Here is a 15717-nt window from a genome sequence, read left to right as displayed (position 1 = left end):
GCACACGCAACGCCCACAAAACCGTTCGCCGGCTCCGATGCGCTTCGCGACTCATCAAGTGTCCATCTATCGCGGAAGGCGCAACTCAGGGCAATGCGCTGATCCGCTCCAGCATGAGTTCGAAGAACGGCGCGGGATCGATGCGCCGCAGGACGTTGCAGTTCTTGCGCCGGCCGGTGACGTGCCACCAGTCGACGACGGTCATGCCGATTGTCTCAGGCGAGACAATGTCGACCGTCACCGCGCACTGGCGCTGTTCATAGATTTGCGGTGCCAGGAGATAACCGGTGACGCAGGCGTCGTGGATAGGGCGTGCCGGCGTCTCGAATTTGTGGGTGCCATACTGGCGGTAGAAGTCGGCCAGGTTCGCGGCCTCGATCGCCGCGCGGCTGCCGCTTGCGCGCAGGCGGTCGAGCCACTCAGGCGTCATCAGCGCCGTGTAGGTGCAATCGATGCCCGCCATGGTCACCGGCGCGCCGCTGTCGAACACCTTGTGCGCGGCATGCGGGTCGACGAAGATGTTGAACTCAGCCGCCGGCGTCGCGTTGCCACCCTGGAAGAAGCCGCCGCCCATCAGCACCACTTCGCGCAGACGGGGCACGATCCTCGGCTCCATGGTCATGGCCATGGCCAGATTCGTCATTGGCCCGAGCGTGCAAACGGTCAATTCGCCTTCCGGCGCGTCCATGATGGTGCACACCATGTAGTTCACCGCGTGTTCGCCCCGCAGCGGCGTCACCGGTTCGGCAAGGTCGGCGCCGTCGAGGCCGGTTTCCCCATGGACATATTCGGCGGTGATCAGCTTGCGCACCATCGGCGCCGGGCAGCCGGCATAAACGGGCACATCGGGCCGCCCGGCGAGTTCGACGACTTTCAGCGCATTCTTCGAGGTCAGGGCAAGCGGCACGTTGCCGCCGACCGTGGTGATGCCGACCACGTCGAGTTCATCAGGCGACCCCAGTGCGAAGAGGATGGCGAAGGCGTCGTCCTGGCCCGGATCGGTATCGATGATGATCTTGCGTGGTGCCATGATGCCGCGTCCTTCCTTTTGCGATCGAAAGCCTATTGATGAGGCCGTTCGGATGTGTAGAAATACAGTACTGTATCTTATGTTCAAGACAGGGTGTTCGAAATGGATGCACAAGAGCGCGGCGATTTTTCCGAAATTCCGATCCTCGACGTTTCGCCGCTCTATGGCGACGACGAAGGCGCGATCAGGGAAACGGCAGCGACACTGCGCCGCTATCTCGAGACGATCGGCTTCCTCTATGTCACCGGCCACCCCATTCCGCGCACCGATGTCGAAGCGGTCCGCGAGGCCTCCAAGCGTTTCTTCGCCTTGCCCGAGGAGGAGAAGGCGAAGCTGAAGATCGACAAGAATTTCCGCGGCTACTTGCCCTTTGCCGGCTCGACCATCGTGACCTCGTCCGTGGCGGCCGTCAGCAAGCCGAACCAGAGCGAATCGATCTTCTTCATGCACGAGGTCGGCGCCGACGACCCCCGGGCCTTGGCCGGCAAGCCGCTGCAAGGCCCCAACCAGTGGCCTGACGAGGCCGCCCTTGCCGGCTTCAGGGAGACCATCGAGCGCTATGTCCAGGAGATGGGCACGCTCGCCCGCAAGATGGTGCGCGCCATCGCGCTTTCGCTCGGGCTGCCCTCCGACAGTCTCGACCGCTATTTCGAGCAGCCGACGACTTTCCTGCGGCTGCTGCACTATCCGACGCAGCCCCAGGAAGAGGGGCTTTTCGGTTCGGCGCCGCACACCGACTACGGCTTCATCACGCTGCTCGCCCAGGACAATGTCGGCGGCCTCGAGGTTAAGAACAAGGCGGGCGACTGGGTTCCCGCGCCGCCGGTTCCGGATTCCTTCGTCATGAATGTCGGCGACATCCTGGCGCGTTGGTCGAACGACCAGTTCGTCTCGACGCCGCACCGCGTCATCAACCGCTCCGGACGCGAGCGCTATTCGCAGCCCTTCTTCTTCGACCCCTCCATGGACGAGACGATTGCCGCACTTTCGGTCTGTGTGCCGGCCGGCACACAGCCGAAATACGAGCCAGTGCTCTATGGCGATTACCTGATGGAGCGCATCGACAAGAATTATCACTATCGAAAGAAGAAGGCGGCCGAGACAGCCGCTTCGTAAGGGACACCGAGCACGTGCCGGCCACTGGCCCGGGCTCTGCCGGAAAGACTGCAAACAAGGACAAGAAAAGGGGAACAGCAATGAACAGATATCTGCGAATGACCAGCCTTGCACTGGCGCTCTCCACCACCGTCTGGGGCGGGGTTTCCAAAGCCGCCGACGTGCCGAAATCGGCTGAGGTGAAAGAGAGCGGAACGCTCGCCGTCGCCAACACTGTGGACTTCGCGCCGTTCGAATATCTCGACGCCGACGGCAAGCAGACCGGCATCATCGTCGAACTCGCCGGCGAGGTGGCCAAGCTCGTCGACGCCAAGCTCGATATCCAGCGCACGCCGTTCCCGTCGATGATCCCGGGTCTTGCGGCGGGCCGCTTCAAGATCGCCTGGGAGACCTTCTCGGCCACGCCGGAGCGCCTGAAGCAGGTCGATTTCATCATGTTCCTGAAGGCAGGGCTCGCCGTCTCGACATCGCCTGACAAGAAGGCGAGCTTCAGCGGCGACATGCCGCTCTGTGGCAAGCGCATCGGCGTCTCGGCCGGCAGCGCCTCGGATTTCCTGGTCGACAAGCTCGGTAAGGAATGCACCGACAAGGGCCAAAAGGCTATCGAGAAATCGGTGTTCAACTCCTCCACCGATATCGTCCAGGCCGTGCTTTCGGACCGCGTCGACGCGCGTATGGACGATGCCACCGCATCGAGCTATTTCGAGGTGACGAGCAAGGGCCAGTTGGTGGTCCTGCCGACGCTTTACGAGGTCGCGCCGCTCGGCATGGCGATCGCCAAGGACGACAAGCAGACCGCCGACATGATGGTGGCGGCACTTGCCGAACTGTTCAAGAACGGCACGTACAAAGCTATCCTGGAGAAATACGGCATGGGCGCCTATGCGATCAAGGAACCCTACTTCGTCGGCACCATGGACGCGCTTCGCGCCGAATAGAGACCATCCGGCGCCTGATGAACGTCAGGCGCCGGCCCGCAAGCTGGAGACATCCGATGGGCGTTGCCCTCCCGACCGACATCGGCGTCGAGCCAAGCGTTTCCGCCGCCGTGTCACGACTGACCGTCGTGCCGCAGCGCCGCTATGGCATTTGGGTCGGTACGGCGTTCGCCCTGCTGCTGGCCTTCCTCATCATTCGTGCTTTCGCCAGCAACCCGGCCTTTGCCTGGGGCACGGCAGCCGGATACCTGTTCCATCCCTCGATCATGCGAGGCCTCGGGAACACGCTGATGCTCACCGTCATCATCATGGTGCTGGCGATCATTGTCGGCACCGTCATCGCGATCATGCGGGTGTCGCCGAGCCCGGTGCTGCGCGCCTTTTCCGGCGTCTATGTCTGGTTCTTCCGGGGTGTCCCAGCCCTGATCCAGCTGATCTTCTGGTTCAACCTGTCGCTGCTGGTGCGCGAAATCTCGCTGACTTTGCCGTTCATAGGCACGCTGTTTTCCGTGCGCACCAATGATTTCATGACGCCGTTCTTCTCCGCCGTGGTGGCGCTTTCGCTGTGCGAGGCCGGCTACATGGCCGAGATCATCCGGGCCGGCATCAAGTCGGTGCCGTCTGGCCAGTCAGAGGCGGCGAGCGCGCTCGGCATGCCCTACCGCATGATCCTGAAGCGCATCACCTTGCCGCAGGCCATGCGCTTCGTGCTGCCGCCGACCGGCAATGAGGCGATCAACCTCCTGAAGATGACGTCGCTGGTGACGTTCATCGCCGTCGACGACCTGTTCTATACCGCGCAGAGCATCTATGCGCGCACCTTCGAGACCATTCCGCTGCTGATCGTGGTCGCCTTCTGGTATCTCGCGGTGGTCAGCATCATGTCGGTGGGGCAGCATTTCCTGGAGCGCCATTTCGGCCGCAGCGATGCCAGACGCGACCCCCTGACGATGCGCACCTTGCGCAACTTGATCAGCCTGCGCGGCGTTGCTCGATGAGTGATGTGAAGTCCGAAAATCGTGCCCGCTTCGGGGTGCCCGCCAACTCCATGGTGTTCGCGCGCGGCGTGCGCAAAACCTATGGCCAGCTTGAAGTTCTCAAAGGTGTCGACCTCGATGTACCGGAGGGATCGGTCGCCTGCATCATCGGCCCGTCGGGATCGGGCAAGAGCACGTTCCTGCGCTGCATCAACCATTTGGAAAAACTCAGCGGCGGCATCCTGCTCGTCGACAGCCAGTTCGTCGGCTACGACCTCCAGGGCGACAAGCTCTATGAGGTGAAGGACGATCTTCTGTGCCGGCGCCGCGCCGAGATCGGCATGCTGTTCCAGTCGTTCAACCTGTTCTCGCACATGACGGTGATGGAGAACCTGATCGAGGCGCCGACGCAGGTGCGGCGCATTCCAGTCGACCAGGCAAAGACCGAGGCGGAGGTGCTGCTGCGGCGTGTCGGCCTGGCCGACAAGGTCGACCGCTATCCCCGCGAACTGTCCGGGGGCCAGCAGCAGCGTGTCGCGATCGCGCGCGCCCTGGCGATGAAGCCCAAGGTGCTGCTCTTCGACGAGCCGACCTCGGCGCTCGATCCGGAACTGGTCGGCGAAGTCCTGCAGGTTATGCGCGACCTTGCCGAGAGCGGCATGACGATGGTCGTCGTCACCCACGAGGTCGGCTTTGCCCGCGAGATCGGCGACCAGCTCGTGTTCATGGACGGCGGCGTGATCGTCGAACGCGGCGCGCCGCGCGAGATGATCGCCAACCCGGTGTCGCCGCGCACCCGCGAGTTCCTATCGCGGGTGCTGTAACGAGCGTTAGGGCCACCTCTCAGGCCGCCAACAGCGCCGGGCCTAGCCCCCGTATAATCTTGGCTAGCTCGACGCATTCCCCGTGCCGCGCATTGTTGCGTCGCCAGGCCAGGCAGATCATGCGCTGCGGCATCGGTTCCTGGAACGGCACGATCTTGAGGTCGGGGATGGTGCCGGCGGGGCCGGTCGCCATTTCGGGGATGAGCGTGACGCCGAGCCCGTGCGCCACCATCTGCAGGAGCGTGGTCAGGCTGGTCGCGCCATAGCTTGCCATCGCCACCGGCCGCACATTGCCGCAGACGGCCAGCGCCTGTTCGCGCAGGCAATGGCCTTCTTCCAGCAGCATCAGTCTTTCCAGCGCCGGGCTCTCGGGTGGAACCGGCGGCGAGGCAAAGGCCGGATCGTCCGACGGCACGGCCAGGAAGAACCGGTCGGGAAAGAGCGCCTCGGTGATCAGTCCTGGATGGTCGAGCGGAAGTGCCGCGATGAAGGCGTCGAGTTTTCGCGATGCGGTGTCTTCGACCAGGGAGGTGGTGACCGCCTCGCGCAATTCGAGCAGCAAGGCCGGGAAATGCTTCTTCAGTTCGGGCAAGGCGCGTGGCAGAAGATAGGGCGCGACAGTCGGGATGATGCCCAGCCGGAAGCGTCCCTCCATGGCCGTGCGGCCGCGCCGGGCCGTCGTTTCCACGTCACGTATGTCAGCCAGGATGCGCTCGATACGCGGCAACAGGGCGATCGCCTCGTCCGTCATGCGCACCGACTTGCCGCCGCGTTCGAACAGCCGGCAGTTCAGCCGTTGCTCCATTTCGGCGATCTGCGAGGACAGCGCCGGCTGGCTGACACCGGCAAGTTTCGCCGCACGCCCGAAATGCAGCGTCTGCGCCAGCGCGTCGAAATAATGCATCTGGCGAACTGTCAGTCCGATCATGCGGTCAAGGCCATCATAAGAAAATCCTATCGAAATAAACAGGAAAGACAATTTGTTTTTATCGACGGTCTGGCCTAGGCTGGAATGGTTCCAGATTGGCGCGGGCCGCTGGCCGCCCCCAAAATCTCGGCAAAAATCAACCTCGGCAAATTGGAGTGAGAGATGGACGCGAAAACCGACGACAGCAGCGCGGGCAAATGCCCTGTCGCGCATGGATCCGCCGGCCGGACCAACCGTGACTGGTGGCCGAACCAGCTTGACCTTGGCGTTCTCCATCAGCAGTCGAACCTGTCGGACCCGATGGGCGAGGACTTCGACTATGCCAAAGAATTCGCCAGCCTCGATCTCGATGCGGTCATCAAGGACCTGCACCAAGTGATGACGGATTCGCAGGATTGGTGGCCCGCCGACTTCGGCCATTACGGGCCGCTGTTCATCCGCATGGCCTGGCACAGCGCCGGCACCTACCGCATCGGTGATGGCCGCGGCGGTGCCGGAGCCGGCCAGCAGCGTTTCGCGCCGCTCAACAGCTGGCCTGACAACGCCAATCTCGACAAGGCGCGCCGCCTGCTCTGGCCGGTCAAGCAGAAATATGGCCGCAAGATTTCCTGGGCCGACCTGTTGATCCTCACCGGCAACGTCGCGCTGGAATCGATGGGCTTCAAGACCTTCGGCTTCGCCGGCGGCCGCGCCGACGTCTGGGAGCCCGAGCAGGACGTGGACTGGGGTTCGGAAACCAAGTGGCTGGGCGACGAGCGCTACTCGGGCGATCGTGAGCTTCGCGGCCATCTCGGCGCCGTGCAGATGGGCCTGATCTACGTCAATCCGGAAGGGCCGAACGGCAAGCCCGATCCGCTGGCTTCGGCACGCGACATCAGGGAAACCTTCGGCCGCATGGCGATGAACGACGAAGAAACCGTGGCGCTGATTGCCGGCGGCCACACTTTCGGCAAGACCCACGGCGCCGGCGATGCCTCGCTGGTGGGCGCGGAGCCGGAAGGTGCCGGCATCGAGGCGCAGGGCCTCGGCTGGTCGAGCAAACATGCGTCAGGCATTGCCGGCGACGCCATCACCTCGGGTCTCGAAGTCACCTGGACCACGACGCCAACCAAGTGGAGCAACAACTTCTTCGACAGTCTGTTCAATTTCGAATGGGAGCTGACGAAGAGCCCGGCGGGCGCCCATCAGTGGACGCCGAAGGGTGGCGCCGGTGCCGGCACGGTGCCGGATGCGCACAACCCCTCGAAGCATCACGCGCCGGCCATGCTGACCACCGACCTCGCGCTGCGGGCCGACCCGGCCTATGAGAAGGTCTCGCGGCGTTTCCATGAACATCCGGATCAGTTCGCCGATGCCTTCGCCCGCGCCTGGTTCAAGCTGACCCACCGCGACATGGGTCCGGCGGTGCGCTATCTCGGCCCGTTGGTGCCCAAGGAAGAGCTGATCTGGCAGGACCCGATCCCGGCGCTCGACCATGAACTGGTCAGCGAGCAGGACATCGCATCGCTGAAGGCCAAGATCCTGGCCTCCGGCCTGTCGGTTTCCGAACTGGTCTCGACGGCCTGGGCCTCGGCTTCGACCTTCCGCAACTCCGACAAGCGCGGCGGCGCCAATGGCGCACGCATCCGGCTGGTGCCGCAGAAGGACTGGGAGGTCAACCAGCCGGCCGAACTGTCGAAGGTGCTTGCCAGGCTCGAAGGCATCCAGACGGAATTCAACACCGCGCAGACCGGCGACAAGAAGGTCTCGCTGGCCGACCTGATCGTGCTCGGCGGTATCGCCGCGGTCGAGAAGGCCGCGAAGGATGGCGGCAACGACGTGAAGGTGCCGTTCACGCCCGGCCGCATGGATGCATCGCAGGAGCAGACGGACGTCCACTCCTTTGCCGCGCTCGAGCCGAAAGTCGACGGCTTCCGCAACTATGTCAGGGGCAAGCAGCCCATGTCGGTTGAAGCCATGCTGGTCGACCGCGCGCAGTTGCTGGGCCTGACGGCGCCGGAACTGACGGTGCTTGTTGGGGGCTTGCGGGTGCTCGGCGCCAACACCGGGCACTCAAAGCACGGCGTGTTCACCGACAGGCCGGGTAGGCTGACCAACGACTTCTTCGTCAACCTGCTCAGCATGAGCACGGTCTGGGATCCGGCTGTCGGTTCTGTTCCGGGTTCGGAAGAAGTGTACGAAGCGCGCGACCGCAAAACCAAGGCAGTCAGGTGGACCGGCACCCGTGCCGACCTGATCTTCGGTTCGCATGCGCAGCTGCGGGCATTGGCCGAGGTCTACGGATCGGCGGACGCCGGGCAGAAATTCGCCCGGGATTTCGTTGCGGCATGGACCAAGGTGATGAACGCCGACCGCTTTGACATCGCGGCCTGACCCGAGCTTGAGGATCTACGAAAGAGGCGCGGGCCACCCGCGCCTCTTGCATTCAGGCTCTGGAATCAATCCTTCTCGAAGACACGCGCCTTGGCAACGACGCCGGCAATGGCGCCGCCGATCAGCGGTGCGACGATGAACAACCAGAGTTGGCTAAGTGCGACACCGCCGGTAAACAGCGCCGGGCCGATCGAGCGCGCTGGATTGACCGAGGTACCGGTGACCGGGATCATGGCGAAGTGAATGCCCGCCAGCGTCAGGCCGATGACCAGGCCGGCAAACGCCGTCGAGTGCTTTTCAGCGGTAACGCCAAGGATCACCGTGACGAAGGTGAAGGTGCCGATCAGCTCCCACAGGAACGCCGAGCTCATGCCCCATTTCGTCTCGTCCCAGCCATTGGCGCCGAAGCCGCCGGTATGGCCGCCGGTCTGGCCGGAAACGATGATCCACAACGCCAGCGAGGCGATGATGGCACCGATGATCTGCGCGATCCAATAGGGGATGACGTCCTTGGCCGGCAGCCGGCCAGCCAGGAACACGCCGAGCGTCACCGCCGGATTGAGATGCGCGCCCGAAATCGGGCCGATCGCATAGGCCGCCGCGATGAGGCCGATGCCGAATGCCAGACCGATGCCTTCCTGGCCAAGCGGCAGCGCGCCGCCTAAGCCCCCCGTCACCACGGACGCCGTACCGATGAACACCAACAGAAATGTGCCTAGAACTTCCGCCAGATAAATCTTCATTGCCCTCTCCTCGTGACGATCCGCCGGTCCACGTTTTCCGCGCCGCGAATCATGACGGCAAGAGTATTCCCAACCGAAAAACTTGGAAAGCAGAGCTGTAGCGCCACACGCCGTCCTTCCGGCCGCCAGTTAAGAACATTAGAGATCTTGTATCTACTAGTCCGCCTGCTTCTAACGCCGCGAAGATTTACCGGTCGGACAGGTTTAGCCGACCATCGCCAGCTTGCGCTCGCGGCGAGGCCGGGCGGGGTTCAATCCGGACGTGAAAGGCTTTAAGAGCAGACCGGATAATGTGCTCGATTGATGGAATGACGAATGCGACTGGGCGGACGGCTGGCTGCGGCCATTGAAGTGCTGGAGGACATTGGTCGGCGTCACCGGCCGGTGGCCGACGCGCTGAAGGATTGGGGCCTGTCCCATCGCTTCGCCGGCGGTGGGGATCGCGCCGCGATCGGCAACATCGTCTACGACGCGCTGCGCCGCAAGCGCTCCGCCGGCTGGTTGCTGGGCGAAGACACGCCGCGTGCCATCGGCTTCGGGGCGCTGCTGCTCGAATGGAGCCAGACGGCGCAGTCGCTCAACGCAGCGCTCGAAGGTGACAAATTCGCGCCGCCGCTGCTGAGCGCCACGGAACTCCAGGCAATGGCGGAACGCCGGCTTGCCGACGCGCCGCCCGCTGTTCGCGCCGACATTCCCGATTGGTGCGAACCGCTTTTCGAGCGGGCCTTCGGCGAGACATGGGTCGAGGAGGGCGCGGCGCTCGCCACACGTCCGCCGCTCGACATCCGGGTCAACACGCTGCAGGCCAATCGCGCCAAGGTGTTGGCCGAACTCGCGCAGACCGGTGCCAGTGCCGCACGGATCGCACCCTACGGCATCCGCATCCCGCCGATCGACGGTGACGGCCGGCATCCGAACGTGCAAGCCGAGCCGGCCTTTCAGAAAGGCTGGTTCGAGGTCCAGGACGAGGGGTCGCAAATTGCGGCGGCGCTTGCCGGCGCGACGGCTGGCATGCAGGTGCTCGATTTCTGCGCCGGCGCAGGCGGCAAGACGCTGGCGTTGTCGGCGGCGATGGACAACCACGGTCAAATCTTCGCTCACGATGCCGAAAAGGCGCGGCTGGCGCCAATCTTCGACCGCATTCGCCGCTCGGAAAACCGCAATGTGCAGGTCACCACCAAGCCGGCCGAGCTTGCCCCATTGACCGGCCACATGGACATCGTGCTGGTCGACGCGCCCTGCACCGGCAGCGGCACCTGGCGGCGGCGTCCCGACGCCAAATGGCGGCTGACGCAGAGACAGCTTGATGCCCGCAAGGGCGAGCAGGCGACGATCCTCGATGCCGCCAGAACCTACGTCAAACCCGGTGGCCTGCTGGTCTACGTAACCTGCTCCGTGTTCGACGAGGAGAACGGTGAACAAATCGCCGCGTTTCGCGAGCGGCACGGCGGCTTTGCCCCGGTCGATCATCGCCAGCTCTGGGACAGCCGTTTTCCCGGCCATACCGCCGCGATGCGGATCGGTGCCCTGGGTGGCATTTCGCTCTCGCCGGCGCTGAGCGGCACAGACGGCTTTTATTTTTGCGCCTTGCGCCGGGCGAACTGACGCTGTCGTTGACAGCTGCCCGCAGCGCCCCAATTGCAGATGCGCGGCGTTGCGCCGCCACAGGGTGAGTGCTTGCAAAGATATCTGTCGCTTCTGCTGTTCCTCGTCCTGGTGCTGGGCGGAGGCCTGCTGATCGGTTTCGCCACCTTGCCAGGTGCCTGGTATGCATCGCTGGCCAAGCCTTCCTTCAATCCGCCCAACTGGATTTTCGCGCCTGCCTGGACACTGCTCTATGTGCTGATCGCCGTGGCCGGCTGGCGGACATGGTTGCGGGACCTGGCCGGCACCGCGATGAAGATCTGGGGCGCTCAGCTCGTCCTGAATTTCCTGTGGTCGCCAATCTTCTTCGGCGCAAAAATGATGGGGCCTGCTCTGGTCATCATCGTGCTTCTTCTGGCCGTCATCGCGCTGTTTATCGCAAGCGTCTGGACCCGCGATCGGCTCGCCGCCTGGCTTTTCGTGCCCTACGCGGCGTGGGTGGCGTTCGCCACCTTGCTCAACGCCTCGCTTCTTTGGCTGAACTAGGTGGCGTTCGATGCGGTTTGCTGCAGTGCAGCAAAAGCATTTGCCTGCCGCTCATGCCTCTGCGATAAGCTTTCCCGGCAAACGTGAAGGCAACGGCGATGGCAGCAAAGATCGTACCGGCTCCGGACTATGAGGATCGCGTCAGGGCGTCCTTCGCCCGCCAGCAGGCGATGGCGACGATCGGCGCCGAACTGACATTGGTGACCCCCGGCATCATCGAGATCGAGATGCCTTATTCGGCGGCGCTGACCCAGCAGCATGGGTTCCTGCATGCCGGCGTCATTTCGACGGCGCTGGACTCGGCTTGCGGCTATGCGGCGTTCTCGCTCATGCCGGAGAATTCCGGCGTGCTGACCATCGAATTCAAGGTCAACCTTCTGGCGCCGGGCCGGGGCGAGCGTTTTTTGTTCCGCGGTTCGGTGACCAAACCCGGCCGTACCATCATCGTTGCCGACGGCCAGGCCTATGCCTTCGCCGCCGACGGCGAGGCCAAGCTGATCGCCACCATGACCGGGACGATGATGACGGTGCTAGGCCGCGATGGTATCGCTGGGTGAGTGGCCGGTTCGCCGCAGGCGAATTTAATCGTGCCGGCGGCACGGAGCTGCCGCCGGCAGCGGCCAGGCCGTTGGTCATAATGTAGCGCAAGCAGGAGGATCGCCATGACTGGCAACGTCGTGCGCATTGGCGGCAAGGATATCCTCTTCGTCATGGCGGCGCGGGCCGAATATGGCCCGCATCTGCAGCGGCTGTTCACGCCGCTGATGACGGGCGTGGGCCCGGTCGAGGCCGGCGTGCGGCTGGGCGCTGAGCTCTCCTGGTTGAAATCGGACAAGGCATTGCCCGATCTGGTGGTATCGCTCGGCTCTGCTGGTAGCCGGACCCTGGAGCAGACCGAAATCTACCAGGCCGTCTCCGTCAGCTATCGCGACATCGATGCCTCGCCGCTGGGCTTCGAAAAAGGCGCGACGCCGTTTCTCGACCTGCCGGTGATCGTACCGTTGCCGTTGCGTATTCCCGAAATCAAGGAGGCGACACTGTCGACCGGCGGCGCCGTCATTACCGGCGCGGCGTACGAAGCGATCGCCGCCGACATGGTCGACATGGAGACCTTCGCCTGCCTGCGCGCCTGTCAGCTTTTCGACATCCCGCTCATCGGGCTGCGCGGCATTTCCGACGGCGCGGCTGATCTCAGGCACGTCGGCGACTGGACCGAATATCTGCACGTCATCGATGAAAAGCTGGCCGACGCCGTCATGCGGCTCGAACAGGCGATCGGTTCGGGCTTGCTCCGGCCGGATTCACCTGGTGACGAGGCGATACCGCTCTGAAAGTCAGGCGACGCAACCCATTGCGCAGACTCGTTTCTTTCTCTAAAGGCTCGCCATGACGACAGCCAATCACACCGACACCATCCTGATTGTCGATTTCGGCAGCCAGTTTACGCAGCTCATCGCCCGCCGCATCCGCGAGGCCGGCGTGTTTTCCGAGATCGTGCCGTTCCAGTCGGCCGAGGCGGCATTCAAGCGCATCAACCCGAAAGCGGTCATCCTGTCCGGCGGCCCGGCTTCGACGTCCGATATCGGCAGCCCGCGCGCGCCGCAGATCGTCTTCGATGCCGGCGTGCCTGTGCTTGGCATCTGCTATGGCCAGATGGCCATGTGCGTGCAGATGGGTGGCGTCGCCGAAAGCTCCAACCATCGCGAATTCGGCCGCGCCTTTGTCGAGATCGAGAAGGACAGCCCGCTATTCGAGGGCCTGTGGGCCACAGGCCAGCGCCATCAGGTGTGGATGAGTCATGGCGATCGCGTCATCGCCCTGCCGCCTGGCTTCGAGGTGTTCGGCAAATCGGAAAGCTCGCCCTTCGCCATTTTCGGCAATGTCGAACGCAGGATGTACGGCATCATGTTCCACCCCGAGGTGGTGCATACGCCGGATGGTGCCAGGCTGCTCAGGAACTTCGTCCACAACATCGCCGGCATCGAAGGCGACTGGACGATGCGCGCCTATCGCGAGCACGCGGTCGAGGCGATCCGCAAGCAGGTCGGCAAGGGCAAGGTCATCTGCGCGCTGTCGGGCGGCGTGGATTCCTCGGTGGCGGCGCTGCTCATCCACGAGGCGGTCGGCGACCAGCTCACCTGCATTCTTGTCGACCATGGCCTGATGCGCAAGGACGAGGCCGCTGGTGTGGTGGCGATGTTCCGCCAGCACTACAATCTGCCTTTGATCCTGGTCGACGCCTCGGAAAAATTCATCTCTGCGCTGGAAGGCGAGTCCGACCCGGAAAAGAAGCGCAAGACCATTGGCCGGTTGTTCATCGAAGTGTTCGAGGACGAGGCCAAGAAGCTCGGCGGCGCCGATTTCCTGGCGCAAGGCACGCTCTATCCCGACGTCATCGAGAGCGTCTCCTTCACCGGCGGCCCCTCGGTCACCATCAAGTCCCACCACAATGTCGGCGGCCTGCCCGAGCGCATGAACATGCAACTGGTCGAGCCGTTGCGCGAACTGTTCAAGGACGAGGTGAGGGCGCTGGGCAAGGAACTCGGCCTGCCCGAAAGCTTCATCGGACGCCATCCGTTCCCAGGCCCCGGCCTCGCCATCCGCTGCCCGGGCGGCATCACGCGGGAAAAGCTGGAGATCCTGCGCGAGGCCGACGCCATCTATCTCGACGAAATCCGCAAGGCCGGCCTTTATGACGCGATCTGGCAGGCCTTCGCCGTGCTGCTGCCGGTGCAGACTGTCGGCGTCATGGGCGACGGCCGCACCTACGAATTCGTCTGTGCGCTACGCGCCGTGACCTCCGTCGACGGCATGACGGCTGACTTCTACCACTACGACATGGCCTTCCTGGGCGCCGCCGCCACCCGCATCATCAATGAAGTCCGCGGCATCAACCGCGTGGTGTATGACGTCACGTCGAAGCCGCCTGGCACAATCGAGTGGGAGTGAAGGAGCGGCAATCGCGTAGTTTCGGCGGCGATTTTCGCCATCGAGAATTGTTCTCGTGTCCGTGTCTCACTTTCGCTGAACTGGTATTCTTCATCTCCAATCTGGCAAGTCCGATCTGCCCAAGTCCCTTACGAGGTAAAGACCTTTAAGAAGGGGGATACGGCGTAAAACGGCGTGCACAAAGGCAAGGTCTGCTTCGCGCCTTGTCATCCTCGGAGTGATCTGCGTTGGAGCGCGAAACTTCCGGATGTCCGGCTCGCCCGTGGCACGCTGCCCCGCATCTTCTGCCGCGCTGGCTCATATCAGACGTGCGCTCGTTCGATCTCACAAGTCGATCCAGGTGGCTGTAGCTCCTTCATGTTCGAATATTAACTGTTTGCCCAAGTTGGACGTTGACGCTTCCTCCCCAGTAGAGTTAATAATCTCCTAATATAAGCATTGTCTAAAATCTCTTGATCGGAAACCGGCGATTTAGATGATGCAATTGGGTTGGGAGACGCAGCGCTGCGACAACGCCGTCGCAGCCGCCATCATGCGATCATCATCCGCTAGCTCCAGCCGGCACTGCTTGTCCGGCAGGCTCGCTGATGATGCGCCGCACTCGCTTTCAACCCAGCTGCGTGGCGACTTTGGGATCGATGCTCGGACAGAGCGTGGTCGTACAGGACTATCAACAAACAGGCGTTGGGGCGTCTGCTACACAAACAGGGGTTGAAAATGGCTACTCAGGTTACCGGTGCCGGCGGCACCACGGCGTCGTTCTCCAATACACCGCAGGCAAAGGACGACACCTTCCTCTATTCGGAAGATGTAACCGGGGTCCTTGTCCTGAACGTTTTGGCGAATGATCTGGGTGGCGCAGCCAAACAGCTCTACTCCATCGACAACTCAATCCCAGAGAGCGGGTTGACGGCAACGAAAACGCCATCGCCAATAGACCTGCTCACGCGCGACACCACATACTCCAACGACAGTGCCGGCCTTGCCGGAACCACCGACACGAGTTTGCTTGGAGCGCGTATTTGGATAGCCAGCGACGGCACGATCCACTACGACACTGCGAATATCAATACGCTGTTGCAGTCGCTTGCGCAGGGGCAGGTTCTTACCGACAAGCTGACTTATGCCATTCAACTCGGCAACGGCACACTGAGCTGGGCCACGACCACAGTTCAGTTCACCGGCACCAACGACAAGCCGGTGATCGGCACCGCCACGCTTGTGGGCGCGGTCACAGAGGACGCCCACACCCCCACCGAGACTGCGACCGGCACCATCGCCTTCAGCGACGTCGACCTGACCGACGTGCATCTGGTGTCGGCGGTATTCAAGAGCACCGACTACAGCGGCCAGCTTGGCTCACTCGCCGCAGTGAAGACGACTGACACCACAGGCAACGGCTCCGGCGGCTTGATCACCTGGACCTTCAGCGCTGCGGATTCGGCCCTCAACAAACTTGCGGCCGGCCAGGTCGTGCATGAGACCTATACGGTCACGCTTGACGACCAGCACGGCGGTGTCATCACCCGCGATGTCGTTATCACCATCACCGGCACCAATGACAGTCCGGTGATCGGCGTCGCCACGCTTGTGGGTGCCGTCACCGAGGACGCCCATACCCCCACCGAGACCGCGACCGGCACCATCGCCTTCAGCGACGTCGACCTGACCGACGTGCATCTGGTGTCGGCGGTATTCAAGAGCACCGA

General features: G+C 63.2%; 14 protein-coding genes. 11 read left to right on the top strand and 3 right to left on the bottom strand.

Annotation, left to right across the window (positions count from 1 at the left end):
* Positions 1-85 precede the first annotated feature (85 nt).
* Entirely contained in the window at positions 86-1030 is a 945-nt protein-coding gene (locus FJ527_RS00070) for a nucleoside hydrolase (RefSeq protein ID WP_140614559.1), read from the bottom strand.
* A 102-nt stretch (positions 1031-1132) separates the two neighbouring features.
* Here FJ527_RS00070 and FJ527_RS00065 point away from each other — a divergent pair, with 102 nt between their 5' ends.
* The 4 genes from FJ527_RS00065 to FJ527_RS00050 all read left to right on the top strand — a co-directional run bounded on the left by FJ527_RS00065 (position 1133) and on the right by FJ527_RS00050 (position 4885).
* Complete coding sequence (locus FJ527_RS00065) at positions 1133-2146, top strand: 2OG-Fe(II) oxygenase family protein (RefSeq protein ID WP_140614558.1); 1014 nt, start codon at positions 1133-1135, stop codon at positions 2144-2146.
* An 80-nt stretch (positions 2147-2226) separates the two neighbouring features.
* Entirely contained in the window at positions 2227-3084 is an 858-nt protein-coding gene (locus FJ527_RS00060; protein WP_140715524.1) for an ABC transporter substrate-binding protein, read from the top strand.
* Between the two features lie 56 nt (positions 3085-3140).
* The gene (locus FJ527_RS00055) at positions 3141-4082 is read left to right on the top strand and encodes an amino acid ABC transporter permease (RefSeq protein WP_140821105.1); all 942 of its coding nucleotides are present in this window, start codon (positions 3141-3143) and stop codon (positions 4080-4082) included.
* Positions 4079-4885 carry an amino acid ABC transporter ATP-binding protein gene (locus FJ527_RS00050; RefSeq protein ID WP_015316519.1) on the top strand — a complete coding sequence of 269 codons (807 nt, stop codon included), beginning with the start codon at positions 4079-4081 and terminating at the stop codon, positions 4883-4885. The genes FJ527_RS00055 and FJ527_RS00050 overlap by 4 nt, the downstream gene beginning before the upstream one ends.
* A gap of 19 nt (positions 4886-4904) precedes the next feature.
* Here the strand turns inward: FJ527_RS00050 and FJ527_RS00045 are convergent, their stop codons facing one another.
* Entirely contained in the window at positions 4905-5813 is a 909-nt protein-coding gene (locus FJ527_RS00045; protein ID WP_015316520.1) for a hydrogen peroxide-inducible genes activator, read from the bottom strand.
* Between the two features lie 162 nt (positions 5814-5975).
* On the opposite strand from FJ527_RS00045, the gene katG reads away from it, so the two are divergent.
* The gene (gene katG, locus FJ527_RS00040) at positions 5976-8186 is read left to right on the top strand and encodes a catalase/peroxidase HPI (RefSeq protein ID WP_140821103.1); all 2211 of its coding nucleotides are present in this window, start codon (positions 5976-5978) and stop codon (positions 8184-8186) included.
* 65 nt (positions 8187-8251) lie between these two features.
* On the opposite strand, the gene FJ527_RS00035 is transcribed toward katG, so the two are convergent.
* Positions 8252-8929 carry an MIP family channel protein gene (locus tag FJ527_RS00035; RefSeq protein ID WP_140821101.1) on the bottom strand — a complete coding sequence of 226 codons (678 nt, stop codon included), beginning with the start codon at positions 8927-8929 and terminating at the stop codon, positions 8252-8254.
* A 315-nt stretch (positions 8930-9244) separates the two neighbouring features.
* On the opposite strand from FJ527_RS00035, the gene FJ527_RS00030 reads away from it, so the two are divergent.
* The 6 genes from FJ527_RS00030 to FJ527_RS00005 all read left to right on the top strand — a co-directional run.
* Positions 9245-10534, top strand: a complete 1290-nt coding sequence (locus FJ527_RS00030; RefSeq protein ID WP_015316523.1) for an RsmB/NOP family class I SAM-dependent RNA methyltransferase — start codon at positions 9245-9247, stop codon at positions 10532-10534.
* Between the two features lie 72 nt (positions 10535-10606).
* On the top strand, positions 10607-11059 hold the full coding sequence (locus FJ527_RS00025) for a TspO/MBR family protein (protein ID WP_246677661.1): 453 nt from the start codon (positions 10607-10609) through the stop codon (positions 11057-11059).
* Positions 11060-11157: 98 nt separating this feature from the next.
* On the top strand, positions 11158-11616 hold the full coding sequence (locus tag FJ527_RS00020) for a PaaI family thioesterase (protein WP_015316525.1): 459 nt from the start codon (positions 11158-11160) through the stop codon (positions 11614-11616).
* Positions 11617-11721: 105 nt separating this feature from the next.
* Positions 11722-12390, top strand: a complete 669-nt coding sequence (locus FJ527_RS00015; protein WP_140821099.1) for a 5'-methylthioadenosine/S-adenosylhomocysteine nucleosidase — start codon at positions 11722-11724, stop codon at positions 12388-12390.
* Positions 12391-12445: 55 nt separating this feature from the next.
* A complete protein-coding gene (guaA, locus tag FJ527_RS00010; protein WP_140821097.1) occupies positions 12446-14008 on the top strand; it encodes a glutamine-hydrolyzing GMP synthase in 1563 nt (520 codons plus the stop codon).
* Between the two features lie 717 nt (positions 14009-14725).
* The coding region (locus tag FJ527_RS00005) for a VCBS domain-containing protein (RefSeq protein ID WP_210241240.1) at positions 14726-15717 on the top strand (992 nt) is incomplete at its 3' end.

It is taken from the genome of Mesorhizobium sp. B2-4-18 (assembly GCF_006441385.1).
In the GTDB taxonomy this organism is placed as follows: domain Bacteria; phylum Pseudomonadota; class Alphaproteobacteria; order Rhizobiales; family Rhizobiaceae; genus Mesorhizobium; species Mesorhizobium australicum.
The sequence above is the reverse complement of the archived record's forward strand: the minus strand, read 5'-3'. Positions and strand labels throughout refer to the sequence as shown.